The 25735-nt window shown below is 60.0% G+C and carries 29 protein-coding genes and 1 pseudogene; 8 read left to right on the forward strand and 22 right to left on the reverse strand.

The annotated features are described in order from the left end of the window. Positions 1-162: 162 nt before the first annotated feature. Positions 163-1350, reverse strand: a complete 1188-nt coding sequence (locus tag ACSQ9D_RS29340; protein ID WP_436285355.1) for a ZIP family metal transporter — start codon at positions 1348-1350, stop codon at positions 163-165. Further along, positions 1347-2477 (reverse strand): multicopper oxidase domain-containing protein, encoded by a 1131-nt coding sequence (locus tag ACSQ9D_RS29345; RefSeq protein WP_436285356.1) that lies wholly within the window; start codon positions 2475-2477, stop codon positions 1347-1349. The genes ACSQ9D_RS29340 and ACSQ9D_RS29345 overlap by 4 nt, the downstream gene beginning before the upstream one ends. A gap of 160 nt (positions 2478-2637) precedes the next feature. Between ACSQ9D_RS29345 and mntR the strand changes: the two genes are divergently transcribed. Both mntR and ACSQ9D_RS29355 read left to right on the forward strand, forming a co-directional pair. Continuing rightward, positions 2638-3099, forward strand: a complete 462-nt coding sequence (gene mntR, locus ACSQ9D_RS29350) for a manganese-binding transcriptional regulator MntR (RefSeq protein WP_037120274.1) — start codon at positions 2638-2640, stop codon at positions 3097-3099. Between the two features lie 181 nt (positions 3100-3280). Next, positions 3281-3703 carry a Fur family transcriptional regulator gene (locus tag ACSQ9D_RS29355; RefSeq protein WP_436285357.1) on the forward strand — a complete coding sequence of 141 codons (423 nt, stop codon included), beginning with the start codon at positions 3281-3283 and terminating at the stop codon, positions 3701-3703. 560 nt (positions 3704-4263) lie between these two features. Here the strand turns inward: ACSQ9D_RS29355 and ACSQ9D_RS29360 are convergent. Both ACSQ9D_RS29360 and ACSQ9D_RS29365 read right to left on the reverse strand, forming a co-directional pair. Beyond that, positions 4264-4599: an ATPase inhibitor subunit zeta gene (locus ACSQ9D_RS29360; RefSeq protein WP_436285358.1), complete on the reverse strand. Its 336-nt coding sequence runs from the start codon at positions 4597-4599 to the stop codon at positions 4264-4266. Beyond that, positions 4596-4871, reverse strand: coding sequence for a hypothetical protein (locus tag ACSQ9D_RS29365; protein ID WP_047518639.1), 276 nt, complete (start codon positions 4869-4871; stop codon positions 4596-4598). Before ACSQ9D_RS29365 ends, ACSQ9D_RS29360 begins: the two co-directional genes overlap by 4 nt. Before the next feature lie 545 nt (positions 4872-5416). Between ACSQ9D_RS29365 and ACSQ9D_RS29370 the strand changes: the two genes are divergently transcribed. Next, the gene (locus ACSQ9D_RS29370) at positions 5417-6394 is read left to right on the forward strand and encodes a 3'-5' exonuclease (RefSeq protein WP_436285359.1); all 978 of its coding nucleotides are present in this window, start codon (positions 5417-5419) and stop codon (positions 6392-6394) included. Positions 6395-6601: 207 nt separating this feature from the next. Here ACSQ9D_RS29370 and ACSQ9D_RS29375 read toward each other — a convergent pair whose 3' ends face one another. The 4 genes from ACSQ9D_RS29375 to ACSQ9D_RS29390 all read right to left on the reverse strand — a co-directional run bounded on the left by ACSQ9D_RS29375 (position 6602) and on the right by ACSQ9D_RS29390 (position 8248). Beyond that, entirely contained in the window at positions 6602-7024 is a 423-nt protein-coding gene (locus ACSQ9D_RS29375) for a VOC family protein (RefSeq protein WP_436285360.1), read from the reverse strand. A 247-nt stretch (positions 7025-7271) separates the two neighbouring features. Further along, positions 7272-7424, reverse strand: coding sequence for a hypothetical protein (locus ACSQ9D_RS29380; protein ID WP_436285361.1), 153 nt, complete (start codon positions 7422-7424; stop codon positions 7272-7274). Between the two features lie 52 nt (positions 7425-7476). Further along, complete coding sequence (locus tag ACSQ9D_RS29385; protein ID WP_436285939.1) at positions 7477-7950, reverse strand: hypothetical protein; 474 nt, start codon at positions 7948-7950, stop codon at positions 7477-7479. Beyond that, complete coding sequence (locus tag ACSQ9D_RS29390) at positions 7934-8248, reverse strand: hypothetical protein (protein ID WP_436285362.1); 315 nt, start codon at positions 8246-8248, stop codon at positions 7934-7936. Before ACSQ9D_RS29390 ends, ACSQ9D_RS29385 begins: the two co-directional genes overlap by 17 nt. Before the next feature lie 315 nt (positions 8249-8563). Between ACSQ9D_RS29390 and ACSQ9D_RS29395 the strand changes: the two genes are divergently transcribed. Continuing rightward, entirely contained in the window at positions 8564-8992 is a 429-nt protein-coding gene (locus ACSQ9D_RS29395) for a hypothetical protein (RefSeq protein ID WP_436285363.1), read from the forward strand. Between the two features lie 603 nt (positions 8993-9595). On the opposite strand, the gene ACSQ9D_RS29400 is transcribed toward ACSQ9D_RS29395, so the two are convergent. From ACSQ9D_RS29400 to ACSQ9D_RS29455, 12 genes and pseudogenes are all read right to left on the reverse strand, one after another. Further along, the gene (locus ACSQ9D_RS29400; RefSeq protein ID WP_436285364.1) at positions 9596-9892 is read right to left on the reverse strand and encodes a helix-turn-helix transcriptional regulator; all 297 of its coding nucleotides are present in this window, start codon (positions 9890-9892) and stop codon (positions 9596-9598) included. Positions 9893-9912: 20 nt separating this feature from the next. Further along, complete coding sequence (locus ACSQ9D_RS29405; RefSeq protein ID WP_436285940.1) at positions 9913-11235, reverse strand: type II toxin-antitoxin system HipA family toxin; 1323 nt, start codon at positions 11233-11235, stop codon at positions 9913-9915. A 302-nt stretch (positions 11236-11537) separates the two neighbouring features. Next, positions 11538-12032: a GNAT family N-acetyltransferase gene (locus ACSQ9D_RS29410; protein ID WP_436285365.1), complete on the reverse strand. Its 495-nt coding sequence runs from the start codon at positions 12030-12032 to the stop codon at positions 11538-11540. Positions 12033-12456: 424 nt separating this feature from the next. Beyond that, a complete protein-coding gene (locus ACSQ9D_RS29415; protein ID WP_436285366.1) occupies positions 12457-12960 on the reverse strand; it encodes an N-acetyltransferase family protein in 504 nt (167 codons plus the stop codon). Between the two features lie 588 nt (positions 12961-13548). Continuing rightward, a complete protein-coding gene (locus tag ACSQ9D_RS29420) occupies positions 13549-14385 on the reverse strand; it encodes a DUF4405 domain-containing protein (RefSeq protein WP_436285367.1) in 837 nt (278 codons plus the stop codon). A 35-nt stretch (positions 14386-14420) separates the two neighbouring features. Next, on the reverse strand, positions 14421-14894 hold the full coding sequence (locus ACSQ9D_RS29425) for a cytochrome P460 family protein (protein WP_436285368.1): 474 nt from the start codon (positions 14892-14894) through the stop codon (positions 14421-14423). A gap of 28 nt (positions 14895-14922) precedes the next feature. Beyond that, positions 14923-15318: a (R)-mandelonitrile lyase gene (locus tag ACSQ9D_RS29430; RefSeq protein ID WP_436285941.1), complete on the reverse strand. Its 396-nt coding sequence runs from the start codon at positions 15316-15318 to the stop codon at positions 14923-14925. Positions 15319-15351: 33 nt separating this feature from the next. After that, a pseudogene (locus ACSQ9D_RS29435) lies at positions 15352-15756 on the reverse strand (carboxymuconolactone decarboxylase family protein); the annotation flags it as partial. A gap of 13 nt (positions 15757-15769) precedes the next feature. Beyond that, positions 15770-15952 carry a hypothetical protein gene (locus tag ACSQ9D_RS29440; protein WP_436285369.1) on the reverse strand — a complete coding sequence of 61 codons (183 nt, stop codon included), beginning with the start codon at positions 15950-15952 and terminating at the stop codon, positions 15770-15772. After that, a complete protein-coding gene (locus ACSQ9D_RS29445; RefSeq protein WP_436285370.1) occupies positions 15924-16856 on the reverse strand; it encodes an alpha/beta hydrolase in 933 nt (310 codons plus the stop codon). The genes ACSQ9D_RS29440 and ACSQ9D_RS29445 overlap by 29 nt, the downstream gene beginning before the upstream one ends. Positions 16857-16920: 64 nt before the next feature. Then, positions 16921-17997, reverse strand: coding sequence for an alpha/beta hydrolase (locus ACSQ9D_RS29450; RefSeq protein WP_436285942.1), 1077 nt, complete (start codon positions 17995-17997; stop codon positions 16921-16923). A 130-nt stretch (positions 17998-18127) separates the two neighbouring features. Further along, complete coding sequence (locus ACSQ9D_RS29455) at positions 18128-19021, reverse strand: LysR family transcriptional regulator (RefSeq protein WP_436285371.1); 894 nt, start codon at positions 19019-19021, stop codon at positions 18128-18130. 163 nt (positions 19022-19184) lie between these two features. On the opposite strand from ACSQ9D_RS29455, the gene ACSQ9D_RS29460 reads away from it, so the two are divergent. From ACSQ9D_RS29460 to ACSQ9D_RS29475, 4 genes are all read left to right on the forward strand, one after another. Next, positions 19185-20339, forward strand: coding sequence for an aldo/keto reductase (locus ACSQ9D_RS29460; RefSeq protein ID WP_436285372.1), 1155 nt, complete (start codon positions 19185-19187; stop codon positions 20337-20339). 85 nt (positions 20340-20424) lie between these two features. Beyond that, positions 20425-21906: an MFS transporter gene (locus ACSQ9D_RS29465; protein ID WP_436285373.1), complete on the forward strand. Its 1482-nt coding sequence runs from the start codon at positions 20425-20427 to the stop codon at positions 21904-21906. Between the two features lie 75 nt (positions 21907-21981). Beyond that, positions 21982-22647, forward strand: a complete 666-nt coding sequence (locus ACSQ9D_RS29470) for an SDR family NAD(P)-dependent oxidoreductase (protein ID WP_436285374.1) — start codon at positions 21982-21984, stop codon at positions 22645-22647. A 29-nt stretch (positions 22648-22676) separates the two neighbouring features. Continuing rightward, a complete protein-coding gene (locus ACSQ9D_RS29475) occupies positions 22677-23672 on the forward strand; it encodes an aldo/keto reductase (protein WP_436285375.1) in 996 nt (331 codons plus the stop codon). A gap of 335 nt (positions 23673-24007) precedes the next feature. Here the strand turns inward: ACSQ9D_RS29475 and ACSQ9D_RS29480 are convergent, their stop codons facing one another. Further along, the gene (locus tag ACSQ9D_RS29480; RefSeq protein ID WP_436285376.1) at positions 24008-24805 is read right to left on the reverse strand and encodes an ABC transporter ATP-binding protein; all 798 of its coding nucleotides are present in this window, start codon (positions 24803-24805) and stop codon (positions 24008-24010) included. 11 nt (positions 24806-24816) lie between these two features. Then, a complete protein-coding gene (gene ntrB / locus ACSQ9D_RS29485) occupies positions 24817-25710 on the reverse strand; it encodes a nitrate ABC transporter permease (protein WP_436285377.1) in 894 nt (297 codons plus the stop codon). Between the last annotated feature and the right edge of the window lie 25 nt (positions 25711-25735).

Consider the following 25735-nt stretch of genomic DNA (forward strand, 5'->3'; position numbering starts at 1 on the left):
GAGGGCAATTGGTACGCTGCATTAACTGTCGAAATGGCGTTTTCGGCCTTGAGCACTGCTTCCGCCTAATCGGCCTGTCGCCCAGGCGGCTAGCGAAGCCATGGAGGACCGATTCTGTCCATGCTGCAATCAATGAGAGGAAGCGCGTAAATGGTTCGCGCTTCAGATTTTGACGAGCATTGCGGTCGCGTACATGAAGGCAGCACCAGACGCGAGGCCAGCGAACGAGGCCGGGGTAAGGATTGCCTTGATGCCTTGTCCGTTCGAACGCCCGATCAGGCCGTAGACTTCGACGATGACCTGGGCGATGGCGCCGGCACCAATCGCAAGTGCGATCGCGGTCCACTGCGGGGCGTAGGCCAAGCTTCCGGTCCAGATGCCGATAACGGCCGGGCCGCCTGCAAGCAGAGCCAGGCCGACAAACGACCGCAGGCTGGGCTTCACCTTGAGGATCGGCGCGGCAATCCCGATACCCTCGGTGATGTTGTGCAGGGTGAAGCCGAGGACAAGGAACGTGCCCAGTCCGGCGCTACCCGCGGCGAACGCCGCGCCGATGGCCAGCCCTTCGCCGAAATTGTGGAGCCCGATTCCGAGAGCGATAAAAGTGGCAAGCGCCAGCCCCGTTGGCGTGCCGCGTCGGCGGCCCACCGCAATCAGGACAAGGAAGCTGGCGGCGGCCGTGAGAACGACCAGAACGCTACCCTGGAAAATGGGTGCTGACGTGCTGGCGAATTCCAGCGCCTCGATGAAGGTGTCGACCAGCAGGAACGCAAGCAGTCCCACGGTCAGAGCAAGGAGGAACGTCATCGTTCCCTGGCCCGCGCCACGAAGGGCCGGATAGCACATGAGACCAATGGCAACTGGCAGGATGCCGACGAACGCCCCGAGAATGGCCTGTGACCAGAGACTGCCGGAGCTGGCAACCGGCGTCGGCACGGCGACGGCGATTTCGTGCTCGAAGGTCGCGCCCGTGTTGGTGACGAAGGTCACATGGTGGGTTTCGCCCAGAACCCACGGGAAGGGGAGGCTGATCCAGGCCGTGTCACCGCGGGCGATCGAGCCTTGCGGCACCTGTTTGAATTCCCAATAGGCTGCGTCCACCTGAACCTGCGCGACCATCATCGGGTCCGATCCACCGGCACGGACAAGCAATCGTACTCCGTCGTGATCGAGGACGGTGCGCTCGATCGTCAGATTCTCGACCGGCGGTGCGCCGTTGTTGAAGCCTTGCAGCGGGTTTGTCTGGAGCAGCCAGACGATGGCCACCGCGAGAACTGCGGCGGGCAACAAAAGCCAGAGATAGCGGGACAAGCCGGTGGCTGGAGCAGTGTCGATTCTCTCGTGCATCATGACAGCGTCTCCACAACGTCGAACATGCCCATCCAGCCAAGTTCGGCAAATTCCGATTGGTGCGCGTGGAACATGTAAAGCCCAGGCTCATGTTCCTCGAAGGTGAATTCGATAATGCCGCGCTGTGCCTGGCACTGCGTGATGAGATCGACTGTCTTCAGGGTTGGCGTCAGGGTCGTTCCCTGGTCGTAGTAGTCGAAGAAATTGGCGTGCAGGTGGAACGAGTTGATCGGATCGAACTCGACGAGGTTGACAAGGTAGATGCGGACCGGGCGGCCCTTGGCGACCTTGATCGGTTCCTTCGCGTAGCAGTGGGCGACCGTGTTGCAGGCATAGAATTCGTTCTCGCCGTCGAAGTTCGTGTCGAAGGCGTTCATGACCATCGCCATTTCCTGCCATCGCGCGTTTTCGGGCGAGCCGAGGAGCCGCGACTTGGCGACCTCGATATGGTCGGGGTGGCGCGCTGGATCGGGATCGATCACGAAGAGCCCGTACATGCCCTTGTGGATGTGGCGGGCAAGCGGCAGGGCGTGGCAGTGATAGAGGTGACAGCCGAAGGGCTTGGCGTCGAATTCGTAGACGAACTCCTCGCCGGGGGCGATCACACCAGCGCCGGGCACGCCGTCCATCCGGGCCGCATGAATGCCGTGGAAGTGCAGGGAATGAGGATGCGAACCGTTGTTGATGAGCTTGATGCTCAGGCGCTCCCCTTCGGTCGCCCGTAGGGCGGGACCGGGGACGCGGCCGTTATAGGTCCAGGCGGGAAACATGACGCCGGGTGCGATCTCGATTTCCTTTTCTTCGACCGTGATTTCGAAGCTGCGCAGCTTGCGCCCGTCGGGCAGCTCGCTCAACGAGCCCGTATACCAGTCGGTCAGCATCTGCGTCGGGTGGAAGCCGTTGCGCTCGTTGTCGACATTCCCGACAGTGATCATCGCGCCGTGCGCGGAATGGTGGGCCGGAGCAATATCGCCGCTCTTCATGGCGGACGCCGCGGCACCATGGTCGCCAGAATGGGCCTGCTGAGCCGCCGTGTTGACGGAGCAGATGCTCGTGGCACCGAGCGTTGCGATCCCCCCGCCGAGGAGACTCCTTCTGCTCAAGGCCGTCTGTGCCCACTTCAACATTTTAGACGATACTCCAATTAGCAATTTAAATGAAATAGAGCATGATAGCATGATTATAGCAAGGGCTATATTCCTGTCCGCGTGCAAATGAAGATTGGAAATATAGCCTTTGCTATGTTATTGTAGTGCTGGAGAATAATTATGAGCAGGCGGAATTGAATTGAACGAGAAGCATGGTCAGGCGATCGAGATCGAGAGTTCGCTTGTCGCACCCGACACCCAGATGGAGAGCTTCAGGCAGGCACGGAACAACCGCCGCAGCGAACTCGTGGAAGATTACGTCGAACTCATCGCCGACCTTATCGCCGACGGCGGCGAGGCGCGGCAGGTGGATATTGCCCAGCGCCTCGGCGTCGCGCAGCCGACGGTCGCCAAAATGCTGAAGCGGCTGAGTGCGGAAGGCTATATCCAGCAGCGCCCGTACCGGGGGGTCTTCCTGACAGGTACCGGCAAGGAATTGGCCCGCGTCAGTCGCGAGAGGCACCAGATCGTGGAATCGTTTCTCTGCTCTATCGGCGTCAGTGTCGAGACGGCCCGGATGGACGCGGAGGGCATCGAGCATCACGTCAGTCCTGAAACTTTGGAGGCCATGAAGCGGTTCACGCCGAAACGACACCTGTAAAGAGGTCCTCGGATGATTGCCGTAGACTCTCCCCAAGTCCATCTGACCAGAGTATCCACGTCAAGTCAGGAGAAAATGGGAGCCTTGGTTTCACGGGCTTGGCGGTGGACGTGATAGTATTGCTCGCGTTGATCATTGCGGACCCCAGCGCAAAGTATCTCATGGACTTCGTGGTGTGAGGATGGACGACCTGTCGCTAGCCGAACTCGAGAACCGATGCCAGCAGGGCGGACTGCGAGTGACCGCGAACTTGAGCGAGATCCTCCAAGCGTTGATTACCGGACCGGATCACCCGGATGTCGATTCGCTGCATGAACGCCTGCGGGCGCGAGGGAGGCGCGTGTCCCTGGCGACCGTCTACAGAACTTTGGGCCATCTGGTCGCTGCAGGCGTCGTTGCCGAGCAACATTTCGGACCGGGAAAAGCGCGATACGAGGTCGCCACGCCCCACGACCATCTCATCGACATTGCGACCGGCAAGATCATTGAGTTTTCTGAACCACGCCTCAATGCACTTGAAGAAAAAATAGCCGCGCAGATGGGATATCGAATCATTCGAAGACGACTAGAACTTTATGCGGTGCCGCTTGACGAGAAATTTTGAACGTGGCGGCGACCCTGTCGTCGGCGGCTGGCACGTATCCCTACTTCCGGCCTGACGCTGAGTAATCCAAAAGCGGTGATATTCTTTGGGGCTGTGCTCCCTCATGCCTTCGACATGACGGACCTGTCATGGTCCGAAGTCGGATTGATTGCGGCCTTGGGAATCGCGATCGATCTCGCGGTTCAACTCGCCCATTTGGCGGCGGCATCCAGAGTGCGAAAGGCGGTCCGGTCGCTGCAGACCATGAAAAAGAGCAATCGAACTTCCGCCGGATTGATGGCTGGTTGCGCAGGGTGGCTAGCGCTTTCCCGTTGAGTCGCACAATTCCTGACATTCGCGAGGACATGCACTCTCATCGGAAGGAGACTGTGAGATGCGGCCCTCGGGCGCCACCTTTCGGATTGGTTTTTCGAAGTCCCAATAGGAAGGCTGAATGTCTTCCCGTGTCTGCCCAGCAATCTTACCACAGCCAATATGCGCGCGATGGAAGCCGGTGAATCCAATGTTCATGACCCGGCCGCAAGGATACGCTGATGGCGGAAGATATCCGCCGATAGACTTTACGCCTGCAGTGATCGATCAGGGCGGCGGGCGACGGCTTCTGCTGCATCAGCCATCAGTGTCTCCATACGGGCTCGAAGCTCCTTCTCGCCCAGCACCTTGCCCGCTGATCGAACGTCTGCGAGGATCTTGGCTACAACGCCCTCGTTCCCCGCTGCCGTCATCCGAACATCGATGATCTCTGAGACATAGGCTTCGATATCGGTCGCGCCGACCAAGGCCATGACCCATTGAGCCAGAAGTCGGTCTCGGCGGGATTGCACTCTGAACGCCATTTCGGAATCCAAGAAATACATCTCCTCCATCGCTTTTTCACGTTTTTCGAGTGCGCTCATGACGAAAGCTCCCCAGAGGAATTTGTCGTCGCCAGCAGATGCCGGAGAAGACCAGGATCGATCTTGACTGCCCGCCGGCCTCGGCTGCCGGCGGCAATCGACGGCAGACAGATGAATGTTGCGACACGCCGACGAGCCGGTCGGGAAAGTCCCTCGATCGGCTCCTCATCCTGCAGGATCTTGTAATCCCCGGCGGGATGCACGTCATCGATGTCGGGCAGTGCAAACGGGGCCGAGAAGTGAACGATGGTATTCATAATGCGTGTTGACATGGCGACAGGCTCCAGGCGAAGGCGGTGAACCGCTGCCCCGGTCAAAGCCTTCATCCGGCCAGCAGCATCGGGCATTGCCCATCGGAATTCGGGAGGATAGCGGTCCAGTGTCTTAGACACCGCGAGGGACTATATGGCCAAACGACGATCAAATAACGGTACGCTTCAATTAAGTCGTGATCAGGGCTAAATGAAAAAACAAAAATAAAAAATGAGATTCTATCTCCGGCGAATCAAAAATAAGTTTTGGGATGCGTGATAAAACACGACGAAACTACAATAAAAAATACTCGGAAATGCGAAATATATACTAACCTGTTGTCATAGTTGTGCTCGATATCGCTTATTTTTACATAGATATGTTATCGACACGTAAGATATGAGTTTGCTTCGTCCAGATTCTATGCCGAATGTTTGGCGTGCCCGCGATGTGGTCAGAGGCACGTTACGAGCCAAGCGTGCGGGTCGATGTCTCCGGTTGTCACCGCACCATCCGTTCCCTATTGTGGCGCGCTTACTTGACCTTGAGAGACGCCGGAAGCGCGATGGCATTTCAGCTCGACATGTTTGCACCGTCCCCGGCGGAGCACGACGCGAATGTCGTGCGACTACGCTCGGAAATGAAGCGGCGCGATGGCGGACCTCCTAGTGACGAGGACATGGTGCGGCATCTGGAGGAGAGCGGCAACTATCGTATCCTTCGCCGGCTGGTTCCCCGTCCGGTCGCCGTTTTTCCCCGCGCGGAGTTTCCTTGTAATGGTGTGATCGTCGACACCGAAACCACCGGCCTTAATCATCGCAACGACGAAATCATCGAGATAGGCGCCATCGCTTTCACTTTCGACGCGGCGGGAATTATCGGCGACGTCACGGGCGTCTATGGCGGCCTGCAGCAGCCGACAGGTTCGATCCCATCAGAGATCACACGGCTCACAGGAATTACCGACGAGATGGTGGCGGGGCAGGTGATCGACACGACCCAACTCCGTGCACTCGTCGAGCCGGCCGATCTCGTCATCGCGCACAATGCGGGCTTCGACCGGCCGTTCTGCGAGGCCCTCTCTCCAGTCTTCGCCGGAAAGCCGTGGGCTTGTTCGGTTTCGGAAATCGATTGGGCGTCTCGCGGCTTCGAAGGCACCAAGCTGGGTTATCTGATCGGGCAGGCGGGCTATTTCCATGACGGCCATCGGGCGGTTGATGATTGCTTTGCCCTGCTCGAGGTTCTCGCACAGGGCAAAGCAGAACCGAGACAAGCGCCCTTTGCCGAGCTCTACGAAGCAAGCCAGCGATCGCGCGCGCGCATTTTCGCGGAACACAGCCCTTTCGATATGAAAGATCACCTGAAGGCGCGCGGTTATCGCTGGTCAGATGGCAGTGACGGCCGTCCGAAATCCTGGTGGATCGAGCTTGCAGAAGACGCAGTTGGTGAGGAACTCGGCTATCTGCGCTCGGAAATCTATCGCTGGGACGAGGCCGATCCACCGGTCAAGCGCCTGACGGCATTCGACCGTTTCAAAGCCTGAGAAATATTCGCTGCACCCATGGCGCACGGCTGGAGGGCGAATTTCTGCCTACGAGTTGGGCATGCTTATTGTACAAGGATGAAGACGACCAAAAGTGGAATCGCATCGCGACCGCGTTCCTCGATGGAAACCTCTCGGTGTGCCACATCGATGTGGACGATCTTGCGCCGCCACTCGCTATCTTCCCGTCGGCACCTGATCCGCCGATTACTGGATGGCGATCCTCGAACTCGACCCCGGGGCGCGATACAGGGGCGTGTTGGGCTCGAACAATTCCACCAGATTTCCAGAGGGATCTTCTAGCAGGATCTGCTTGCCGCCGGCGCCCTGGATAGCCTCGTTGCGGAAACGACAGCCCGCCGACGTCAATCGCCCGACTATTCTGTCCAGGTTTTCCACGGTGAGATGGATGCGGTTCCAGCCGCCCGGCGCCTGCTGCTCTCCTGACGGCATAGGCGAGCCGCCACCACCGCGCGGGTTCGGCTGGCTGAGATAGAGATGCATGTCGTCACGCGAGATTTCGGCAAAGGAGGGGGCAGGATGCATCTCGAGCTTGAAGCCGAGATGTCTTGTGTAGAAATCGATCGAGGCACTGACGTCGTCGACGATGTATCGGAAGCATGCGGCCATGGTGTATGCCTTTGCTACTTCAGTTCGATATCCGGGTTAGCCTACGCCTCTCGCAGTGAACCGCAAGCGTCCAACTCTGCCCGCGTGGGAGATTCCAGACCCCTTGGTCCGGTCTGTCATCACTTAAAATTGCTTATGACAATTGGAAGTCAAGTTCGTGTCAATTGGAATTTAAGCTTCGAGAAATTGGCTCCTAACTTTTTTAGAATTACGTTTTTATGTCAATACTTTATCCCATATAGTAGCTTTATGCCGCTCCGCCGCGCCGTGCCGCCATCGCCGTCTCCGTTGTGTCCTTGATCGTGCGCGCGATCACATAGGCATCCGGACCAACAACCACGATATCGCCGCCCGCCTCGATAACGGCATCAACGGACGCTTTAGCAAGATCTGCCCCCATCTACGTTCCCAGGTTTGATCGAGGGCCATCGTGTTTGCTGGCCCTTCGCTTCCTACCGTGTGGCACCCCAGACAAACGCGATTGCTGCCACAATACCAACGGCCGTGAGCGGGCTTTCTCGCACCCGTTCCTCCAGATCGGCCAAAAACGATTTTCCCTGCGCCTTCACTACCCGGACCGACCCCGATGCAAGCGCAGACGCAGACTCCGAAATGCGTGCTGCTTCGGAGCGAAGTGCACGCACTTCCGCGCCGCCAAAGTCGCTTGCTTGAGCCCGCCGGGAATCCAACGCTTCCTCCACCAGTGGCTCTTCCGATTCATTGGGCTGCGCCTTCACACGTTCCGCCTCTTCATGGTCGGTACGGCCTGCTGGGATGGATGTTCGCGTGATGGAAACCGGGTCGGACGCCGGGAAAGTGTCTTCCAGTCCCTTGTCCAACTCTCCTTTGCTACCTTTGCGGCGCTGCCGTGCCTGCTCGCGTTTCATTGATTCAACCGCAGGCGATGTTTCATTCGGGCTGGCCATCTTCTTCTCCTTCGCGTTCATTTGATCTAGCAACAAAATCGCTGCCCTCGACCGTATCCCCGTCCTCGACGTTTCCAACGCTGAGAGCGTCGTACTCATTGACGCTTCCGCCGCTGTCACGGGCGCCGAAGGCCGTAAGTTGCACCATCATCACCTTGGCATGGTCGATCGCAGCCTGGACATCGAGTTTCGGATCCTCGTCGTCCATGCGAACAGATACTACCTCGCCGCCTTCACCGATGAAGTCGACTTTCAGCGCGTTGCCGTCGTGGGTAACTTTGGTGTCCATGACTTGCATGAGTACTCCCTCCATTGGGACACAACTCCGGCCGAGCGCCCGGGTTCCGCAAAAGTCATCGGTAAGCCGATAATGCATCATTTTGGAATCTTGTGCGTTATGCGCAGCACAATACGGAGTGTGCGACCGCATGACCAAAGGCGAACTTATGGTTGCCGGAAGAGGCTAGCACTACATCCGCCGCGATGACGACCGCTTCAGAAGGGCTGTCGATAGCAGCAAATCGCCGTCGGCCGACTACGCTTGCAAAGCCAACAATGACGCCAAGTCGGGCGACGGCGACCCGGGCGGCTATCAGAGGAAGGAAACATTGACATGAGCGCGATCCGGCCACGAGCGCCCGGCTTCGACACCGACGAAGAGCTACAGGAGCATCTCGCACTCCTTGAGACCGATGCGCCGTCTGACGAAGAGATATCGGTTCCAGAAGACTTCCGCCGGGACAGGCGCACATTCGAGGATGTGCGGGCCGATATCGAGACTGTGCGGGATGAGATGAACCATCTTCGGGCTCGCCTGGCCGTCATCACTCGCCAGACGGAAATCGTGATCAGATCACGGGCCGAATGGGCGGACGCCAGCGCACATGCTCAACTTGGCGAATACCCGTGGGCGAAGCTGGCAGGTGCCATGGCGGGAAGCTTCGCGCTCACACGGCTGGCGAGACGGCTCCCCTTTGGAAGGTTTGCGACGGCGGCCGCACCACTCATTCTGGCAGCGCTTAGCAAACGCGCCGGTCATTAAGCGTGGCCTATGAAATAGCTCGCCCTGGAAAGTATGCGGATGGATCGCATGGTCGCGCTCTCTTTCCGCATGGAGTTAGCCACGGTGAAGCCTGCAAGACGGCACGTACCGTCCGCTGGCCGACGTCTACGCCCGCCAACGTGAACAACCCGCATACGATCGGCACTTTCGAGTTCTTAGCGGAACTGATGAAGGAAAAGTGCCGCACCACCCGAAATCAATGGCGGCGAAAAACCGTCGGCAGGAACCACTTTCAACCCTCGGTGTTGTAAGTCATCACGTTTGCCGAAGGTGCTAGAATGGCTGAAGATCTCGAAGAAACTGGCTTGGACACCGTCACGCAAGCGGTTCGCTTCTGGTGCAGGGTATTATCGCATGTCACCGCGAATAGCAGAATGCGATGTCGTCTGCGAGGCGGCGCTTGATCTTTGCGTATGTCGGGCGCACGCCGCCGTCTAGGTGCTCTCGGCCCATGCTGAAACACGCGGCAGAGTTCAAACGTTAAGCAGATGGGTTTCCCGGCAGACAACTGAAGTTTGCTGTCAGATCCCTTCAGATGCTCCGAAAATACCGACGAGAATGTGAGGTGGCCGCATGGCATTGTCATTCCGCGATCTTGTCTGGAATGGCTCTTGGCACAAATCCCACCACAAATCCGAACAGCCGGCCAATCTTGTCCAAGGTTTCAAGTGTGGGATTTGCCGTACCGGCTTCGAGTTCTGCAACTTGGCGCCGGGTGAGCGAGAGCGTCTTGGCAAACTCCTCTTGCGTCAAACCGAAGCCCTTGCGGATTTGCGCCACTGCTCCAGGCAAACGCAAGTCGCCATTGCGCGCCAGCTCCGCCAGGTTGCGTCTGTTGTCGAGAATTTGCTCTTTGGAGGGCTTCTTCCAGCGGGCCATGGGTCAATCACCATCCCGCATCACGTACACGCTGCCGAAACGCTGTTCGCGATTTCGGCGCAACGACTCATGGCCCTCTCCAGAATTTCAGGGGAAGCACCGATCTCTCTCGCCACTTGCGGTGCGTGCCGCAGGCGTTCAGCAAATGCGGAAAGCGCAGCCAGGAGTCCCCTCTGCTCATCCGGTCTGGGCATGAGTTCGACGCAGATTCGCTTCCAGTCAGGAAGATGGTCGCGGCCCGCGTCACGCATTAACGCCCAGCGTGTGGAGCGAACGATACCCTCCTTTGCGAGCCGCATAGGCGCGAAATCGAATAGCGGCGAAAGTCGGATCGTCCCATCGGGGTGCTTGCTTAGGGCCGAGTTCCGTCCGTGATTGTCGGGATTGCCGAGTGCCAGGTTGGCGATGTCGCGCTTCAGATATTCGACAATATCAGCGAAGGGATCGGCCGAATATCTGCGCAGAACGTCGATATAAGCCTCATGGGTACCGACATGGCCGAAATCGGCAATGCCGATAGCTGAAACAAGACTTTCCTGTCCCAGCCGCACCATGTCGCCACCACTTCCTCTTTTTCGGTCGAAACGGGGGATAATCAGCACGCCTCCTGCATGAGTCGAGGGTTCGCTGACATTCAGCCCAATTTCACAAGCGATCCGCGAATAAAGCGCTTCGCCTTCAAGAATGAGGCGGTCCACGGGCTCGGTGCTGCGAACCAGCTTAACGATAGCATGGCGCACGGCCTCATCATCTGCGACGAAGCTGTCTGGGTAGTAGAGCCCATCATTCGCTAGGGTCATGGAAACTTTCGGCCATTCCCCTTGCAGACCGCTCGAGCCAGAGGCCAGCATTCCAAAGCGATCGGCAACTTCCATGAAGCGGTCCGATCGCTCCAGGATTTCCGCTTCGGTCACGCCTTGGCGTTGCACACCACGCAGCCGCTCCGCTTCAGCTTCGGCGGCTTCCTTGATGCGGATGTTGCCAATTCCACCCGTTGCCGATCGGAGAAGCAGGGGAAGGTCGGAAGTGCGGGAGGCCTCCGTGAGCCCGAGATGTTCGGCAAGTTTTCGCCTTGCGTGGCCTTGGGGCATCAAGTCCAAAAGGAACGGAGGCCAGCTATGGCTATATCGGTTCTCAAGGTCCACGGGATAGCGGATGGACAAGGCGCGATGGTCGTGGACCGTCTTCCCCGCTGCATACTCCGCTGACCCTACCGAAACGAAGTATTCAAGATCGTAGTCGACGATGGACGCGCCTTGATAGCCGGCCGCGTCGTCCTTGAGTTCCAGCGTCGCGGCTTGATGCCACTCGCTATTAAAATGGACTTGAAGCGATAATCGCATAATTGACCCTTTTAATGGATCAATTAGTGTATTTGATGGGAACAATCAACCCATCAGAATGGGTTATATGTTGGCCGCTTAATCAACTTTCCCGGATATCCGGCAGGGGCGAACTTCGATTCGGCGTTCACCGTCGAAATCTAGGGCCTCGGTTTGTTCTTGTGGGTGGACCACGGTCCCCGCAGCGTATTTTCAATCTAGTCTTGTGGGTGAGAAGTGAGCCTGTCCAACTGGACGGTGATTGTAGGTCAGATGAGGTTTGGCGCGCCCGATGCGGCAACCCTTGACCGGACCAAGTTCGCCTAGAGCTTCCTCTCCATGAAAATCGTGATGGGCTGCAAGCTTTGGGGAACCGCTCGGAAATGCCCGCTCCGCTTGAAGCCAAAGGCATCGTACAGAGCTATGGCATCACTCATAAACGTGACAGTTTCCAATCGCACATTTCCATATCCGTCATCGCGCATTCCATTCAAGCAAGCGGTCATCAGGCCCTTCGCGACGCCTTTGCCTCTCGCCTCGGGGCGAACGTTCTGTAATTCGGCAACACCATCATCCGACTTCGAATAACCAGCGCACCCTGCAACATGTTTGTCTACGCGGGCCAAGAAGAATCCCGCGCCGCGCTGCCTGAATTTTTCCATCAGAGTTTCTGCGGTGTGTCCGTAGATGTATTCCAACAATACGACATCCGGCACTCCGAATTTGCTGGACTCCTCTGCGTCCCATTTGCCCATTGCATCGATGAGCGCTTGCGTCTCTTCGAAGTCAGACAAAGAACTGATTGCCTGGATTTCCATGAACCGCCCCTCCACTATAGCAACTGCCAAACGGCAGCAGGATTTCCTCATACATGATGCAAGGCAAACAGAGACATTGCTCTTTCCCCTCGAGCTCGCGAAGATCAGCTATAAGCCGAAACTAGGTGTGTTATCTGAGATCATATCCATCGATTGGCTGGGTCATTGTCGCTCGCGACGGACCATACCATCGATATCGGGCTTACCGTTAGATCCATAGGAACTTCAGCCGTTGTCAAGCCAAACAGACTTGCATATCACTTCACGATTCTGGTCGGCCGCCGCGCGGAACAGAGCGGCTCTGGCGCAGATGATCCTACGGACGGATTGTGCTGTGCGACGCATTATCCGGGGCTGATGCAGTTCGGGCGTCGGCTGGCGGCCGCATCGATAACCCACAGCGATAAGTAAATCTCGGTGACGGCTACCGCTCACGCGCCATCTCGACCATCGTCTCTCGAAAACCGGCCGCTGCGAACAGGCGTCGGGCCGCCTCGTTCCGCGCCGCTGTCGATAAGACCACTCTTGGAGCCGATCTCTTCTCAAGCTCGCCGACCATCGTCTCCAACAGCAATCGACCGATCCCAAGTCTTCTGTGCTCTTGATCGACGAACAGGTCGTGGATGACGCCCGCCGGCCCTCTTAGGGCCATGTAGTTGGGGCCTTCCACCGCACCGTACACATACGCCGCCACCGTTCCTTCGACTTCGGCCACGAGAACCACGACGTCCTGGCGTTCTAACTGCCTCTCGAGCCAGCCAGCGTACGAGGCTTCGGTCCTCTCCGTCGCCGCGAAAAACCGGTCCTGATCGAGTTCGTGATGGAGAGATATTAGCAGCGATCCGAACCGACCAAGGACGATGGTGTCCGCAGCGATTGCGGGTCTGATAACGACGTCCTCTCCGTCGGCGCCCATGCTCCTACCCATGCGGTTTTCCCTTCCACATAAAGAAAAAGGCCCCGGCAACCGATCGCCGAGGCCCCGACCGTCACCGCTGATGATAGCGGATCGTTCAAACCCTGAGCAGGGTCCTGATTGCGCGGCGCTTGTCCATCGCCTTGTATCCTTCGGCGACGTCCACCAAGGGGAAGCCGGAGGCAGCGCAACAGCTTCGGCTCGCGTCTTCGCAGCGAGTTCGTGAGACGGACGTGGAGGGTGCGCAGGCTCCTTCTTGCTCACGCGGTGCGGGCCTACGACCTCGATCGCCAGCGCGAACCCATCCTTGCCAGCGGATCCCTCCATGGAGCAGAGGATTATTAGCTGCTGGATCGCAGATGACTTTGTGAGCGTCTACCGTCCACGTTCCCGTGTCGTCATCTCGGGAGGTTCGCTGGAAGCGCACGCTGTGGCCACCCTGGCCGACGCTGCCGGCTACGACATCGTCCTCGTCGAACACGGAGAAGGCGGGCGGAGCGTCGCCGACATGATCCACTCCCTCAACGCTGTCCTGCTTTTGCACCACGAGATCGATGCCGAAATGCAGGCGCTGGAAACGGCCCCGCAGTCGTCGGCTTTCTACATTGGCGCGCTTGGACTGTTCGGTTCGACGCGTGACGCGACGTCGCTCGCGCTTTCTGTGCTTTCGGATGTTGCGGCGTCCAGGTTGGTGGCATTTGGATGGCTTTGCCGCAGGAAGAAATCACTTACAACGGCGCCGTCGAGTTCGAGTTGCCGAGACGGCGCTTTCACCGTTCGGACGTCTCGCTGCCCGACCCGCGCCATCTTTCGACGCCGCGTGAGCGACAGCCCATAGTACCCGACTGCCACGTAAAGGCCGACGATCGAAGCGTAGTTGACGAAAAACTGCGCCGCCGCGGCGTCAAAGTCCCACATGTCCAGCGTGTACATCAGCATTAGCTTTGACGCGAAGGCCATCTCCCACGAACTTCTGATGCCCCAGGCGGCAATTGCGGCGGTAGCAATCCGCAGCAATGTCACTCGAACTACGCTGGGGTTCCGAATATTGAACGAGACGCGGGCAACGTTCATCACGGTCGACCATCGTGTGCCGAGGTGGAGCGCTACGATAAGCAGCGTCCAGTACGCTACGAACATGTGGACTTCCCGAATGACAAACGCGCCGCTTAGAGATGAAAAACGGTAGATGTCGCGTGAGATCAAGAGGCTGGTCACGAGCATGACAGTCATTAGGGTGGCTACGCATACGATTGTCAGCGTATTCGCGAGCCGCGGCGCGTCATTCGCCTTGGGGGTCCCGAGCCAACGCCTGTTGAAGACGTTGTGCACGAGAACCAAGACGAACAGGGCCGTGCCGAGCAGCTCGTGCACAAGATTGCTCTGCCACCAGTACGCCAGGCACGCGAGCAACAGGGCAATCGCGATGAAGTCCAAAAGGATCCGCACTTGAAAGAAGGACACTGGTTGCCTCAGTCGGTCTCGAAGCGCCGAAGCTCGTTGTAGGTATAGAGGAACTCGCGATCCGACCGGGACGAGTGGCACGACTGGCAGCGTGCGGTGTTCTCCGCGAGGTTGATGCTCCCGTCTGGCTTGAACCACTGGAATTGCCAGTCGCCTGTCCTGCGGTTCTCGTCGTAGTCGGCACCCCAGTCGGCGCCTTTCTCCATCACGAAATACCTGAACACCTTGTTGTCACGATAATCGACGAGCACGAAGTGGGTGCCGACAGGAACCGGCTGGCCGTTCTTCACGGCCTCGATCGCTTCCGGCGTCGTCATGATGTGCTCGGTGACCTCGCCGCGAGTGACGGTCGTGTAGTGGACGAGCTTGTCGATGTCCGGCATTGTCGTGCGGTTCGGTTCGGCGTGGACCTGGATGCCGACGAGCGCGACGATGCTTCCTGAGATAGCTGCGCCTGCGAGCGTACCTTTTAGCCTCTTCATGGGATCTCCTTCGCTACCTGCGCGTCGGCTACCGGGAATGGTCTTCGTCTGAGACCTGCTCCATCCAGTCGGTGGATTTGCCTCCGGACGCCTCGGTGATCGCGATGTGCGCCATTGCTGCTGCCTCGGCCGCTCCGTGCCAGTGCTTGACGCCCGCGGGAATGGAGACGACGTCGCCCGCCTTGATCGGAAGAACCTCGCCCTCCCACTGCTGCACCAGTCCTTCTCCTTCCGTGACGATCAGCGTCTGTCCCAGAGGATGCGTATGCCATGCAGTCCGCGCCCCCGTTTGGAACGTCACGAGGCCGCCACCGATCCGGGCTGGAGCGTCGGCTTGAAACCGGGACTCGACTTTCACCGCACCGGTAAAGTTGCTGGCAGGTCCCTGTGTCGCGGGCTGGGAGCCTGCCCGCAGAACCGTGATTTCACGGGTGGCTGCCGCGCCGTCATTCTGTTCGAAGACTTCCTTGGCGACGCCGACCGCCGTGACCGCGTTCGGCCAGCCGCCATAGAAGGCGAGATGCGTTATCGTCTCGCTGAGCTCTTCCTTCGTCAGTCCATTCTGGAGGGCGATGCCGAGGTGGGAGCGGAGCTGGTCGGGCCTGTTCATGGCGACCAGCGCCGCGACGGTAATCAGGCTGCGGTCGCGCTTAGAGAGCTCCGGCCGCTCCCAGACGTCCGCATAGAGGACGTTGTCGGTCAGTTCCGCCAGTTTTGGTGCGGTCGCGCCCATCAGTTGCTGAGCTCGAGATGTCATCGGGCTATCCTTCGCTTCACTTTCAGATTGGGCGCAGACGGCGCCGGGCAGCGCCATGACGATGACGCCGATGGTGAGAAGCGCGTTTACAAGAAGATGTCTCATCTCTTGTCCCCTCTCAGGCCAGGTGCTGGGCGAAGAAGCCGTTCAGCTTCTCCACGGCGGGAGTGACGAACTGCGGCTTGTCGTACATCTCCATGTGCGTCGCGCCCGGCACGACGAACATCTCCTTCGGCGCCTGCGCCTTAGCGAGAACCTCGTCGCTCCAGAACTTAGTGTCGGCCTTTTCGCCAACGATCATGAGAATCGGGCGCGGAGAGATCGTCTCCACCTGGTCGAAGGGAAAGAAGGCCATCTGCAGCGGCAGGCGAGAGCATGTATCGGTTCGGGGAGTTCGGATGCTTCGCTCTCTCGGTGACGTAGTACTCATATCCCTGCCGATACAGGTCGGGCGTCCTATCCGTGAACTCGGCGGGAGATTCCGGGACGACTGGGATTAGTGTCGGAGCGCCTCCGGTCGCCTCGCGCGATCTTGCTTCCGCAGCCTGCCTCAGACGCTCGACCCGCTGCTCGTAGGTCAGGTTGCCCATGGCTTCGCGGCGGGCTTCGCCGAGATTGAACATGCTGACAGTAGCGACGGCCTTCACGCGCGACTCGGTCTGGGCGTTGCACATGGCATATCCGCCGCCCGCGCAGATGCCGAGCGAACCGATACGGGCGGGATCGACGAAGGACTGGGTCTGGAGGTAGTCGATCGCGCAACTGATGTCGTCGAGGCGCTGGGCTGGAACCTCCATCAGTCGCGGCAGTCCACCGCTCTCCCCCTGATACGAGGCATCGTAGGCGAGCGTCACGAATCCCTGCTCTGCAAGATGCTGGGCATAGAGGCCGGCGGTCTGCTCCTTCACGCCACCGAAGGGATGCGTGACGACGATTGTCGAGTACTTGTTCGCAGGGTCGAATCCTTTGGGCTTGAACAGGTTGGCGACGATGTCAGTCCCCATGTTCCGGGCCTTATAGGTGACGCGTTCAATCGTGACGCCCTTCTCGTTGGGGTAGCCGATTACCGCAGGCTCCCTGACGCCGGCTGACGTGGATGCTGCGGCAGGTCCGCCCGCGCTTGCAGCAACGGCGACGCTTGAGAGCAGCAGGGCGGAGGCGCCAAGGAAGTCGCGCCGGTTCGCGTTGAAGCCTTCGTCGGTCATCTTCAAGTCCTTTCGTTTTGCTGTTGGTCGGCCACGCGCCCCGAGGGCGTCGAACGCGGCCACGCTAGTCGAGCTTCTTCTCGTCCAGGAATTTCGACACGAGGTCGGCGATCTCGACGTTGTTCAGATCGGAGAACAGGAAGTGCGTGTTGCCGTGAATTCCGATGTCCGGCAGATGGACGAGCCGGGCGTCGCCGCCGTGCTTGTTGACGGCGTCTACCCAAAGCTTTGCCATTGCCAGCCTGACGCGCCAGTTGTCCTGACCGCGATCCTTCGTGGGTTCGGTCGGAAAGTTGTCGCCGTAGTAGATGACGATCGGGATGCGGGTCAGCTTTTCGAACTCGGAAAGCGGTACCGTCTCGGCGGAGAGCGTGCCGGCAGCGCTGGGCATGGGTTGCGGGGCTTCGCCTTCCGGGAAGATGAAGCCGCTGCCCGGCTCGAAGGCGACGACGCCCTTCGCGTTGGGATTCTTGATGGCAGTGAGCCAGCCGGGGCCGCCGCCCTGCGAATGGGTGAACAGGATTCCCGCACCAATTCTATCGAAGAGCGCTGACATGGCATCCGATATGATGCCGGGATCGTATGGCCCAGTATTCGGCGTCACCGAGCTCAAAAACTGGTCCAGCGTCTTCGGGTCCCGATCGAACTGCACGTTGTCGTAGTAGTTCGGCCAGATGCCAATGCGAAACTGGTCGAAGAAGAGCTGGTCGTAGGGCGTCGGGTCTATCGTGGCGCCTACGGTGCTGTTACCTGCACGCCCGCGGCGCGGCTGGTCGACGATGTAGACCGGAAAGCCGCGGCGCAGGAAAATCGTCTGGAATCCTTCGCGTCCGTCCGGAGTGGTCTCCCAGCTTCGGCCCGACTGGAAGGCGCCGTGGAGCATCACGATCGGATAAGGCTTTGGATTCTGCGGTATCTGATAGAAGGCGTAGAGATGGTCCCCGTGAATGCTCTGCCCTTCTACGGACGGAGCATTGTTGTTGAACGTTCCGGGAGTGGCGACGGTCCTGCCGCCGGCCGAGAAGCTCCCCTGTTTCTCGATGACGATCGGGGCGGCTTTGGTGTCGGATTGCGCGTATGCCGCCCCGGCGGTCCCAAGGTGGCTCGAAACCAGCAGCAGGAGAGCTGCCTTTGTAAGCATTGATCTCATGTCATCCTTCCCACGGCGTTGACATGGGAAAGGTAGGTGAGCCTTCATCTAGTGATTAGATGCCTTGATCCGCATGAAGCCATTAGCTCCGCTTATCAATCACATTGGCTTGATCTGGATGTTACCTTCTGTATCGCAACGCTTCCGCGACGAGCGTGAAGGCGGGAGAGGGATGCCGGCGGTTCGGGTAGTAGAGGTGGTAGCCGGCGAAGGGCGGGCACCAGTCATCCAGCACCCTGATGAGCGAGCCTCGATCCAGCAACTCCTGCACCTGGTCCTCCGGCATGTATGCAAGGCCAAGACCTCGCAGTGCCGCCTCCCGTCTCATCGCCAGATTGTTGAAGACGAGCTGCCCCTCCACCCGGACGCGGAGTTCCCGTCCGTCCTTCTCGAACTCCCAGGCGAAGATGTTGTCGTGGGTGGGGAGCCGCATGTTGATGCAATTGTGGTTGGTCAGGTCCTGCGGCGTTTCCGGCCAGAGATGCTGCCGGAAGTAGGCCGGCGAGCCGACCACCGCCATCCGCACGTCCGGACTGATCGGCACTGCGATCATGTCCTTCGCCACTTGCTCCCCCAGCCGGACGCCTGCGTCGAAGCGCTCGGCTACGATGTCGGTCAAGCCGTAGTCGACAATGATCTCGACCTTCACATCGGGATTGTCGGGAAGGAACCTCTCGAGGGCAGGGGCGAGAACCGCGACCGCTGCATGCTCGCCCGCAGTGATGCGCACGGTGCCGGCCGGTCGGTCGCGCATCTCGCTAAGCGCCGCGATCTCCGCCTGGATCTCTTCGAAACGCGGTCCCGCCGTCTGGAGCAGGCGCTCCCCCGCGGCCGTAGGCGACACCCGCCTCGTCGTTCGCGTGAGAAGCCGGAGGCCCAGCCGTTCCTCGAGGCCACGGATGGTCTGGCTGAGCGCCGATTGCGAGACGCCGAGCTTTGCGGCGGCTTTGGTGAAGCTCTCCTCGCGGGCGACCGTGACGAAGGCGGCAAGATCGTTGAAGTTGTCGTTCGGCATTCATTAGTCCTGCTTATAAGGGAATGCGGATTATAGCGTCTAATCGGGCGATCGGGCGAGAGCTATATTCCCCTTCGTCGCACCGCCAAGCCAAGGAAGGCGATGTCGAAGCAATCGCCCGCGGCCTCAGCCGGTACGAACCGTTCGACGAAAGGATCCCCAGATGGCAGACCAGCGTAAGATGACAATCGGCCGGCGCGCCTTCCTCGGCGCTGCGGGATCGCTCGCCGCGGCACCCATTCTGGAGGCGAGTGCATCTCCTGGACTGGCGCAGACGATGTCCACCTCCCGCACCGCCGGAAGCCCGAGCGGACGGCGCAAGCTCGCGTCGCTCGAGGTCTCTAGCATCGGGCTGGGCGTCCAGAACATGAGCCGGACCTATCAGACCACGATCCCCAGCCGTCCGGAGATGATTGGGATCATCAGGGCCGCTTATGATCGTGGGGTGACCTTCTTCGACGCCGCGGAAGCATATGGTCCTCACGAGGTCGAGCGAATCCTTGGCGAAGGCGTGCAGCCCTTCCGGGACGACGTCGTTATCGCAAGTAAGTTCGGATGGAACATCGACCTTGAGACGGGCAAGCGCCTTCCGGGTCTCAACAGCCGCCCTGATCATATCAAGCTCGCCGTGGACGGCATGCTCAAGCGTCTGCGGACCGACCGCATTGACCTCCTCTATCAGCACCGCGTCGATCCACAGGTGCCGATCGAAGACGTCGCCGGCGCGGTCAGGGAGCTCGTGACCGCGGGCAAGGTGTTGCACTGGGGTCTTTCGGAGATGGGGCCGAACACTCTGCGTCGCGCCCATGCCGAGCTGCCGCTGACCGCGGTTCAGAACGAGTATTCCATGCTCTGGCGGGGCCCCGAAGACGCCGTCATCCCGATATGCGAAGAACTCGGCGTCGGCTTTGTTGCGTGGAGCCCGCTGGGCGTCGGCTTCCTGACCGGTGCCATAGACGAGCAGACTAGGTTCGCCGCGGGCGACATACGCGGGGTCGAGACACGGTTCTCTCCGGAGAACCTGCCTGCCAATCTGGCCCTCGTCGACCTCGTGAAGGCCTGTGCCGAACGCAAACAGGCGGCGCCGGGGCAGATCGCTCTGGCATGGCTGACGGCGCGCAAGCCATGGATCGTACCGATCCCTGGAACGACGCAGATGGCGCACATGCTGGAGAACGTCGGCGCAACCTCCGTCACGTTCGAGCCGGAGGAGATCGCGGAACTCGACAAGGCGGTCTCCGCCATACAGGTCCGCGGAGCCCGGCTTCCCGATCAGGTCCTCGTCTTTTCGGGCGTGGAGGCACCTCCGCGGACCTGACCAGTATCGGGCGGGGCATGAGCCCCGCCGTCATTAGATTACAGATAGACAGAAAAGGCGGCCGCGCGACCGTGCGGGCATGTTGATGAGTATTCATTCAAAAGCAGATAATAGTGTCAACAAGGGCGCTGTCCTCGCGATCGTTCTGATCAGCTACGTCATGATCGTGCTGGACATCTCGGTTGTTCTTACCGGACTGCCGAAGATCCATCAGGAACTCGGCTTTTCCGAATCCGACCTTGCCTGGGTCCAAAGCGCCTACACGCTGACCTTTGGCGGCTTCTTGCTCCTCGGTGCGCGGGCGGGCGACATCCTCGGCCGCCGCAGGATGTTCACCGTTGGCTTGGCGGTTTTCACGCTGGCGTCGCTGGCGATCGGTCTCTCAAGGACAGCGGAGTGGATGCTGTCCTGGCGGGCTATCCAAGGCGTCGGCGCCGCCGTGCTTGCTCCATCGACCCTCGCTCTGCTTCAGACGAACTTCCCTGAGGGACATGAACGTACGCGCGCCGTCTCCTACTACAGCGCCGCCGCAGGCGTCTCGGCCACTGTCGGGCTGGTGCTCGGGGGCATTCTTGCCGACTGGCTCTCATGGCGCGTGGGCTTTTTCGTCAACCTTCCGATAGGACTTGGCCTGATCGTGGCGGCAAGGATCTACCTGCAGGAAACGTCGCGACATTCAGGCCGCTTCGACGTCCTCGGCGCCGTCACGTCGACGATCGGAATGAGCGCGCTCGTCTATGGCTTCATCCGCTCGGCCCACACCGGCTGGCACGACGCGGTTACGGCAGTTACTATCGCCGTAGCGATCCTGCTGATAGGCATGTTCATCCTCATCCAACACCGCGCACCGCAGCCGATACTGCCAATGCGGCTGTTCGACAGCCGCATCCGTTCCGGAGCCTACGCTGGCCGCGTTCTCTACCTCGCGGCGATGGTGGGTTTTTTCTTCTTCACCACAATCTACCTTCAGGAAGTGGCCGGATACGGTCCTGCCGTCGCCGGGCTCGCGTTCCTGCCGGCGACCCTCCTTCACTTTCCGTTCGCGATCGCCGTTCCCCACCTCGTCCGTCGCTTCAGCCTCGAAGTCCTTCTTGTCGTTGGTCTGATCTTCGGGATAGCCGGAATGGCATGGCTCAGCCGGGTCTCAATAGAGGGAGGATATCTCGTTTCGGTCGCCCTGCCGATGATCATGATCGGCATCAGCCAGGGGCTTACACTCAGTCCGCTGACTGCCAAGGGCGTGGTCGATGTTGCTGAGAAGGATGCCGGAGCGGCGTCGGGGGCGGTCAACGTCGCCCATCAGCTCGGGAGCTCGGTCGGACTAAGCGTGCTTGTCGCCATTGCGGCCGTCGGGGAAACCGGACTGACTGGAGCGGAGTTGGCGCTACATAGGATTCGACAGGCCTTCGACGCGGGCACCGTGATGCTCGTTATCGCCCTCGTCATCGTACTCGCCACCATCGTCCGCTCGAAGTCGGCCGATACAACAAACAGAGCACCGGCGAATTCCACCGCGGCTGAATGCGCGACGGAGGCGCCCGCGATGTGTGCTGCCGAGAACGGCTAAGGTGGGCGGACATGCAGAACGGAGATCTGGGAAACATTCTGGGAAGCAGCGCAGAAAGGAAGTCACGGTGACGACGTGGCTCATACCGGCTGTTCGACAGGACTTGGAAGAAACCTCGCTGAAGCCGTTTTGAAGGTGGGATACAATGCCGTCGTGATTGCGAGGGGCGTGGCGAAGGTAAAGGATCTTGCTGCGGCCTATCCCGACACCGCCGTCGCCACGGCGCTAGACGTGACGGACAAGGAACACGTGCGTGAGGTGGCCCGATTGGCGGAGGCACGGTTCGGCGGGATCGAGGTCCTCGTCAACAATGCGGGCTATGATCAAGGAAGTGCTGCCGGGGATGCGCGCGCGCCGCGCTGGCACCGTCCTCAACGTCTACTCGATCGCCGGCCGGCTGGCCGCACCGGGATTCCGCTTCGCAAGGACGATCGTGGAGCCGGGTGCGTTCCGCACCGATTTCGCGGGTCGCTCGCTGCAAACGAAGGCGAAGATATTGACTACGTGGCGACGGCCGGACCGCACCGAAAGGAGAACGACAAGACGCACGGCACCCAGCCGGGCGATCCGACGAGGGCTGCGTCCCGCTTCTCGATCTCGTCGGCAGATCACAGCTTCCCGCGCGGCTTCTTCTTGGCAGCGACGCGATCAGGATCGTGGGAGACGAACGACACCCTGCGTCGGGAGATCGACGCATGGAAGGATCTTAGCATCAGCTCCGACTTCGCGGCGGACGAATGACGCCGCGACGGCAATCAAAGGAAACGACAATGCAAAAGCGTAAACTTGGAACTTCCGGCCTTGAAGTATCGGCTCTGGGCCTCGGATGCATGGGAATGACCGGCGTCTACGGCGCGGGCGGCGACAGGAGCGAGATGATCAAGCTGCTCCGCGCCGCGCATGACCGCGGCATAACGCACTTCGATACTGCGGAGGCCTATGGTCCTTTCGCCAACGAGTCCTTGCTGGGCGAAGCCCTGCAGCCGATCCGTGACCAGTTAACGATCGCGACGAAGTTCGGCTTCGATATCGACCTCGAGACGGGCGCACGGTCGGGCGGCACGAACAGCCGCCCGGAACACATCAGGGCGGTGGCGGAGGCTGCTCTGAAACGCCTCAGGACCGACCGCATCGATCTTTTTTACCAGCATCGCGTCGACCTGAACGTGCCGATCGAGGACGTTGCGGGCGCCGTCAAGGAGCTGATCGCCGAGGGCAAGGTCAAGCACTTCGGCCTGTCCGAGGCCGGCGTCCAGACCATCCGTCGCGCCCATTCGGTCCAGCCGATAGCCGCCGTCCAGAGCGAGTACTCGCTGTTCTGGCGCGGGCCGGAGAAGGAGCTGCTCCCGGTGCTGGAGGAATTGGGTATCGGTTTCGTGCCGTTCAGCCCGCTCGGCGCCGGTTTCCTGACCGGAAAGATCGACGAGAACACCAAGTTCGACGACGGCGACTTCCGGAACATGGTGCCGCGCTTTTCTCCGGAGGCGCGCAAGGCCAATCTTGAGCTCGTATCGGTCATCAAGGGCGTCGCCGACCGGAAGAAGGCGACGCCGGCCCAGGTCGCCCTTGCCTGGCTGCTTGCTCAGAAGCCATGGATCGTACCGATACCCGGCACGACGAAGCTCCACCGCCTCGAGGAGAACATCGGCGGCGCGGAACTCAATCTGTCGCCCGAGGATCTTGCAGAGATCGACCGCGAGGCGTCGAAGATCGAAGTTCAGGGCGAACGCCTCCCTGAGGCGGTCCTGAAGATGACCGGTCATTAAGGACGTAAATGAAGCGAGCCGGAGCAATGTCGTGGACGAAGGTGGGAGCACGCCACTCGTTGGCGCGGTGCTCTCGCTGACGCTGGCAACGGCGCCAACGTCCGGCCAGCAGGAGGGGGAACCAGGTCTGTCGACCTCCAGCATGTCCGGAACGGCCTCAAAGCAGCTCGGGTCTTCCAGTTCCTCCGTCAGCGCACATCGACGCTGACGAAGGGGACGTCATCGGGGATGGCCCGAAGTGAAGGCGCTAACTCGACGTGGCAGAGCAGGGCGGAGGGAGGTTTGGACGACTGCCCTAGATGATGACGAGTTTCCGGATCTTCGTTTCGCGGTATCTACTCCGCGGCCTCGACGAAGCGGTGGCGTTCGTAGAGGAACTTCAGCACGGCTTCGCGGCATTTGAGATATGTCCGGTCGGAGGCGAGTTCGATACGATTGCGGGGACGGGATATGGTCACATCGAGCACTTCGCCGATGCGGGCCGCCGGGCCGTTGGTCATCATCACGATGCGATCGGACAGAAGCACGGCTTCATCGACATCATGGGTGATCATCACCATTGTGTTGCCAAGCCGGGCGTGGATATCCATCACCGCATCCTGAAGATGCGCGCGGGTCAGCGCATCGAGCGCGCCGAAGGGCTCGTCGAGCAGCAGGATCTTCGGCTCCATTGAAAGTGCGCGAGCAATGCCGACGCGCTGTTTCATACCCCCCGAAATTTCCGAAGGCCGCTTGTCCTTGGCATGCCCCATCTGCACGAGGTCGAGGTTCGCCATGACCCAGTCATGCCGCTCGGCCTTGGTCTTTGTTCTGTTGAAGAGTTTGGAGACGGCGAGACTCACGTTCTCGTAGACCGTGAGCCAGGGCAGGAGCGAGTGGTTCTGGAAGACGACGGCGCGTTCCGGACCCGGTTCGTTGACCTCGCGGTTTTCAAGGAGCACGGCGCCTGCTGAAACTGGGGTCAGGCCGGCGATGAGGTTGAGCAGGGTGGACTTGCCGCAGCCCGAATGCCCGATGATCGAGACGAATTCGCCCTCGGAAATCGTCAGATTGATGTCTTTCAGGACCTCGGCGCGTACGCCGCCTCGATCGAAATGTTTGTCGATGTGGTCGAGCTTGAGATAGGCGTTCATCAGTGCGTTCCTCAGTTGGCGACGGCGCCGCGGGTGACGAGTTTGCCGAGCGCGGCCACCAGCTTGTCGAGGGCGAAGCCAACGATGCCGATATAGGCGAGCGCGACGATGATGTCCGGAAGACGCGACGAATTCCACGCGTCCCAGATGAAGAAGCCGATGCCGACGCCGCCAGTCAGCATTTCGGCGGCGACGATGGCGAGCCAGGAGAGGCCGACGCCGATCCTGAGACCGGTGAAGATGTAGGGTGCTGCCGACGGCAGCATGATCTTCCAGAAAAATTCGAACTGGTTGAGCCGCAGCACCTCGGCGACGTTGCGGTAGTCCTGCGGGATATTGCGGACACCGACAGCGGTGTTGATGATCACCGGCCAGATCGAGGTGATGAAGATAACGAAGATCGCCGAAGGGTTGGAATCCTGGAAAGCTGCGAGCGACAGCGGCAGCCAGGCGAGCGGAGGAACCGTACGCAGCACCTGGAAGATCGGATCGAGGCCACGCATCGCCCAGATCGACTGGCCAATGATCGCACCGATGATGACGCCGCAGACCGCGGCAAGGCCAAAGCCATAAACCACGCGCTGGAGCGACACGAGCACGCGCCAGCCGAGCCCGATATCCTGGGAGCCGTAGTTGAAGAACGGATAGGCGATCAGGTCATAGCTATCCTGCCAGACCTGATGCGGCGAGGGCAAAGACGCATCCGTCGATGAACAGAGCACCTGCCAGACGAGCAGGATGAGTGCCAGCACGACGGCCGGCGGAACGATATTGCGAAGTGCGGTCAATCCCGCACGACGAAAATCGATCCGCGAACCATGCTTGCCGGAAAATGGCAGAACCTTTGCTGCCGTCTTGGCGGAGGCGGCCGTGGAGGGATTTTCTTTATTTGCCAGGGCGGACATCAACGCGCTCCTCACGTGAATGAAA

The sequence above is a fragment of the Rhizobium sp. LjRoot258 genome (assembly GCF_964254185.1).
Taxonomy (GTDB): domain Bacteria; phylum Pseudomonadota; class Alphaproteobacteria; order Rhizobiales; family Rhizobiaceae; genus Rhizobium.

Excerpts from the sequence above, each read along its gene's own strand:
- ACSQ9D_RS29340 (WP_436285355.1), bottom strand. The coding sequence starts at position 1,350 with ATGATGCACGAGAGAATCGACACTGCTCCAGCCACCGGCTTGTCCCGC.
- ACSQ9D_RS29345 (WP_436285356.1), bottom strand. The coding sequence starts at position 2,477 with ATGTTGAAGTGGGCACAGACGGCCTTGAGCAGAAGGAGTCTCCTCGGC.
- ACSQ9D_RS29355 (WP_436285357.1), top strand. The coding sequence starts at position 3,281 with ATGGACGACCTGTCGCTAGCCGAACTCGAGAACCGATGCCAGCAGGGC.
- ACSQ9D_RS29360 (WP_436285358.1), bottom strand. The coding sequence starts at position 4,599 with ATGAGCGCACTCGAAAAACGTGAAAAAGCGATGGAGGAGATGTATTTC.
- ACSQ9D_RS29365 (WP_047518639.1), bottom strand. The coding sequence starts at position 4,871 with ATGTCAACACGCATTATGAATACCATCGTTCACTTCTCGGCCCCGTTT.
- ACSQ9D_RS29370 (WP_436285359.1), top strand. The coding sequence starts at position 5,417 with ATGGCATTTCAGCTCGACATGTTTGCACCGTCCCCGGCGGAGCACGAC.
- ACSQ9D_RS29375 (WP_436285360.1), bottom strand. The coding sequence starts at position 7,024 with ATGGCCGCATGCTTCCGATACATCGTCGACGACGTCAGTGCCTCGATC.
- ACSQ9D_RS29380 (WP_436285361.1), bottom strand. The coding sequence starts at position 7,424 with ATGGGGGCAGATCTTGCTAAAGCGTCCGTTGATGCCGTTATCGAGGCG.
- ACSQ9D_RS29385 (WP_436285939.1), bottom strand. The coding sequence starts at position 7,950 with ATGGCCAGCCCGAATGAAACATCGCCTGCGGTTGAATCAATGAAACGC.
- ACSQ9D_RS29390 (WP_436285362.1), bottom strand. The coding sequence starts at position 8,248 with ATGCAAGTCATGGACACCAAAGTTACCCACGACGGCAACGCGCTGAAA.
- ACSQ9D_RS29395 (WP_436285363.1), top strand. The coding sequence starts at position 8,564 with ATGAGCGCGATCCGGCCACGAGCGCCCGGCTTCGACACCGACGAAGAG.
- ACSQ9D_RS29400 (WP_436285364.1), bottom strand. The coding sequence starts at position 9,892 with ATGGCCCGCTGGAAGAAGCCCTCCAAAGAGCAAATTCTCGACAACAGA.
- ACSQ9D_RS29405 (WP_436285940.1), bottom strand. The coding sequence starts at position 11,235 with ATGCGATTATCGCTTCAAGTCCATTTTAATAGCGAGTGGCATCAAGCC.
- ACSQ9D_RS29410 (WP_436285365.1), bottom strand. The coding sequence starts at position 12,032 with ATGGAAATCCAGGCAATCAGTTCTTTGTCTGACTTCGAAGAGACGCAA.
- ACSQ9D_RS29415 (WP_436285366.1), bottom strand. The coding sequence starts at position 12,960 with ATGGGTAGGAGCATGGGCGCCGACGGAGAGGACGTCGTTATCAGACCC.
- ACSQ9D_RS29425 (WP_436285368.1), bottom strand. The coding sequence starts at position 14,894 with ATGAAGAGGCTAAAAGGTACGCTCGCAGGCGCAGCTATCTCAGGAAGC.
- ACSQ9D_RS29440 (WP_436285369.1), bottom strand. The coding sequence starts at position 15,952 with ATGATCGTTGGCGAAAAGGCCGACACTAAGTTCTGGAGCGACGAGGTT.
- ACSQ9D_RS29445 (WP_436285370.1), bottom strand. The coding sequence starts at position 16,856 with ATGACCGACGAAGGCTTCAACGCGAACCGGCGCGACTTCCTTGGCGCC.
- ACSQ9D_RS29450 (WP_436285942.1), bottom strand. The coding sequence starts at position 17,997 with ATGCTTACAAAGGCAGCTCTCCTGCTGCTGGTTTCGAGCCACCTTGGG.
- ACSQ9D_RS29455 (WP_436285371.1), bottom strand. The coding sequence starts at position 19,021 with ATGCCGAACGACAACTTCAACGATCTTGCCGCCTTCGTCACGGTCGCC.
- ACSQ9D_RS29460 (WP_436285372.1), top strand. The coding sequence starts at position 19,185 with ATGGCAGACCAGCGTAAGATGACAATCGGCCGGCGCGCCTTCCTCGGC.
- ACSQ9D_RS29465 (WP_436285373.1), top strand. The coding sequence starts at position 20,425 with ATGAGTATTCATTCAAAAGCAGATAATAGTGTCAACAAGGGCGCTGTC.
- ACSQ9D_RS29475 (WP_436285375.1), top strand. The coding sequence starts at position 22,677 with ATGCAAAAGCGTAAACTTGGAACTTCCGGCCTTGAAGTATCGGCTCTG.
- ACSQ9D_RS29480 (WP_436285376.1), bottom strand. The coding sequence starts at position 24,805 with ATGAACGCCTATCTCAAGCTCGACCACATCGACAAACATTTCGATCGA.
- ntrB (WP_436285377.1), bottom strand. The coding sequence starts at position 25,710 with ATGTCCGCCCTGGCAAATAAAGAAAATCCCTCCACGGCCGCCTCCGCC.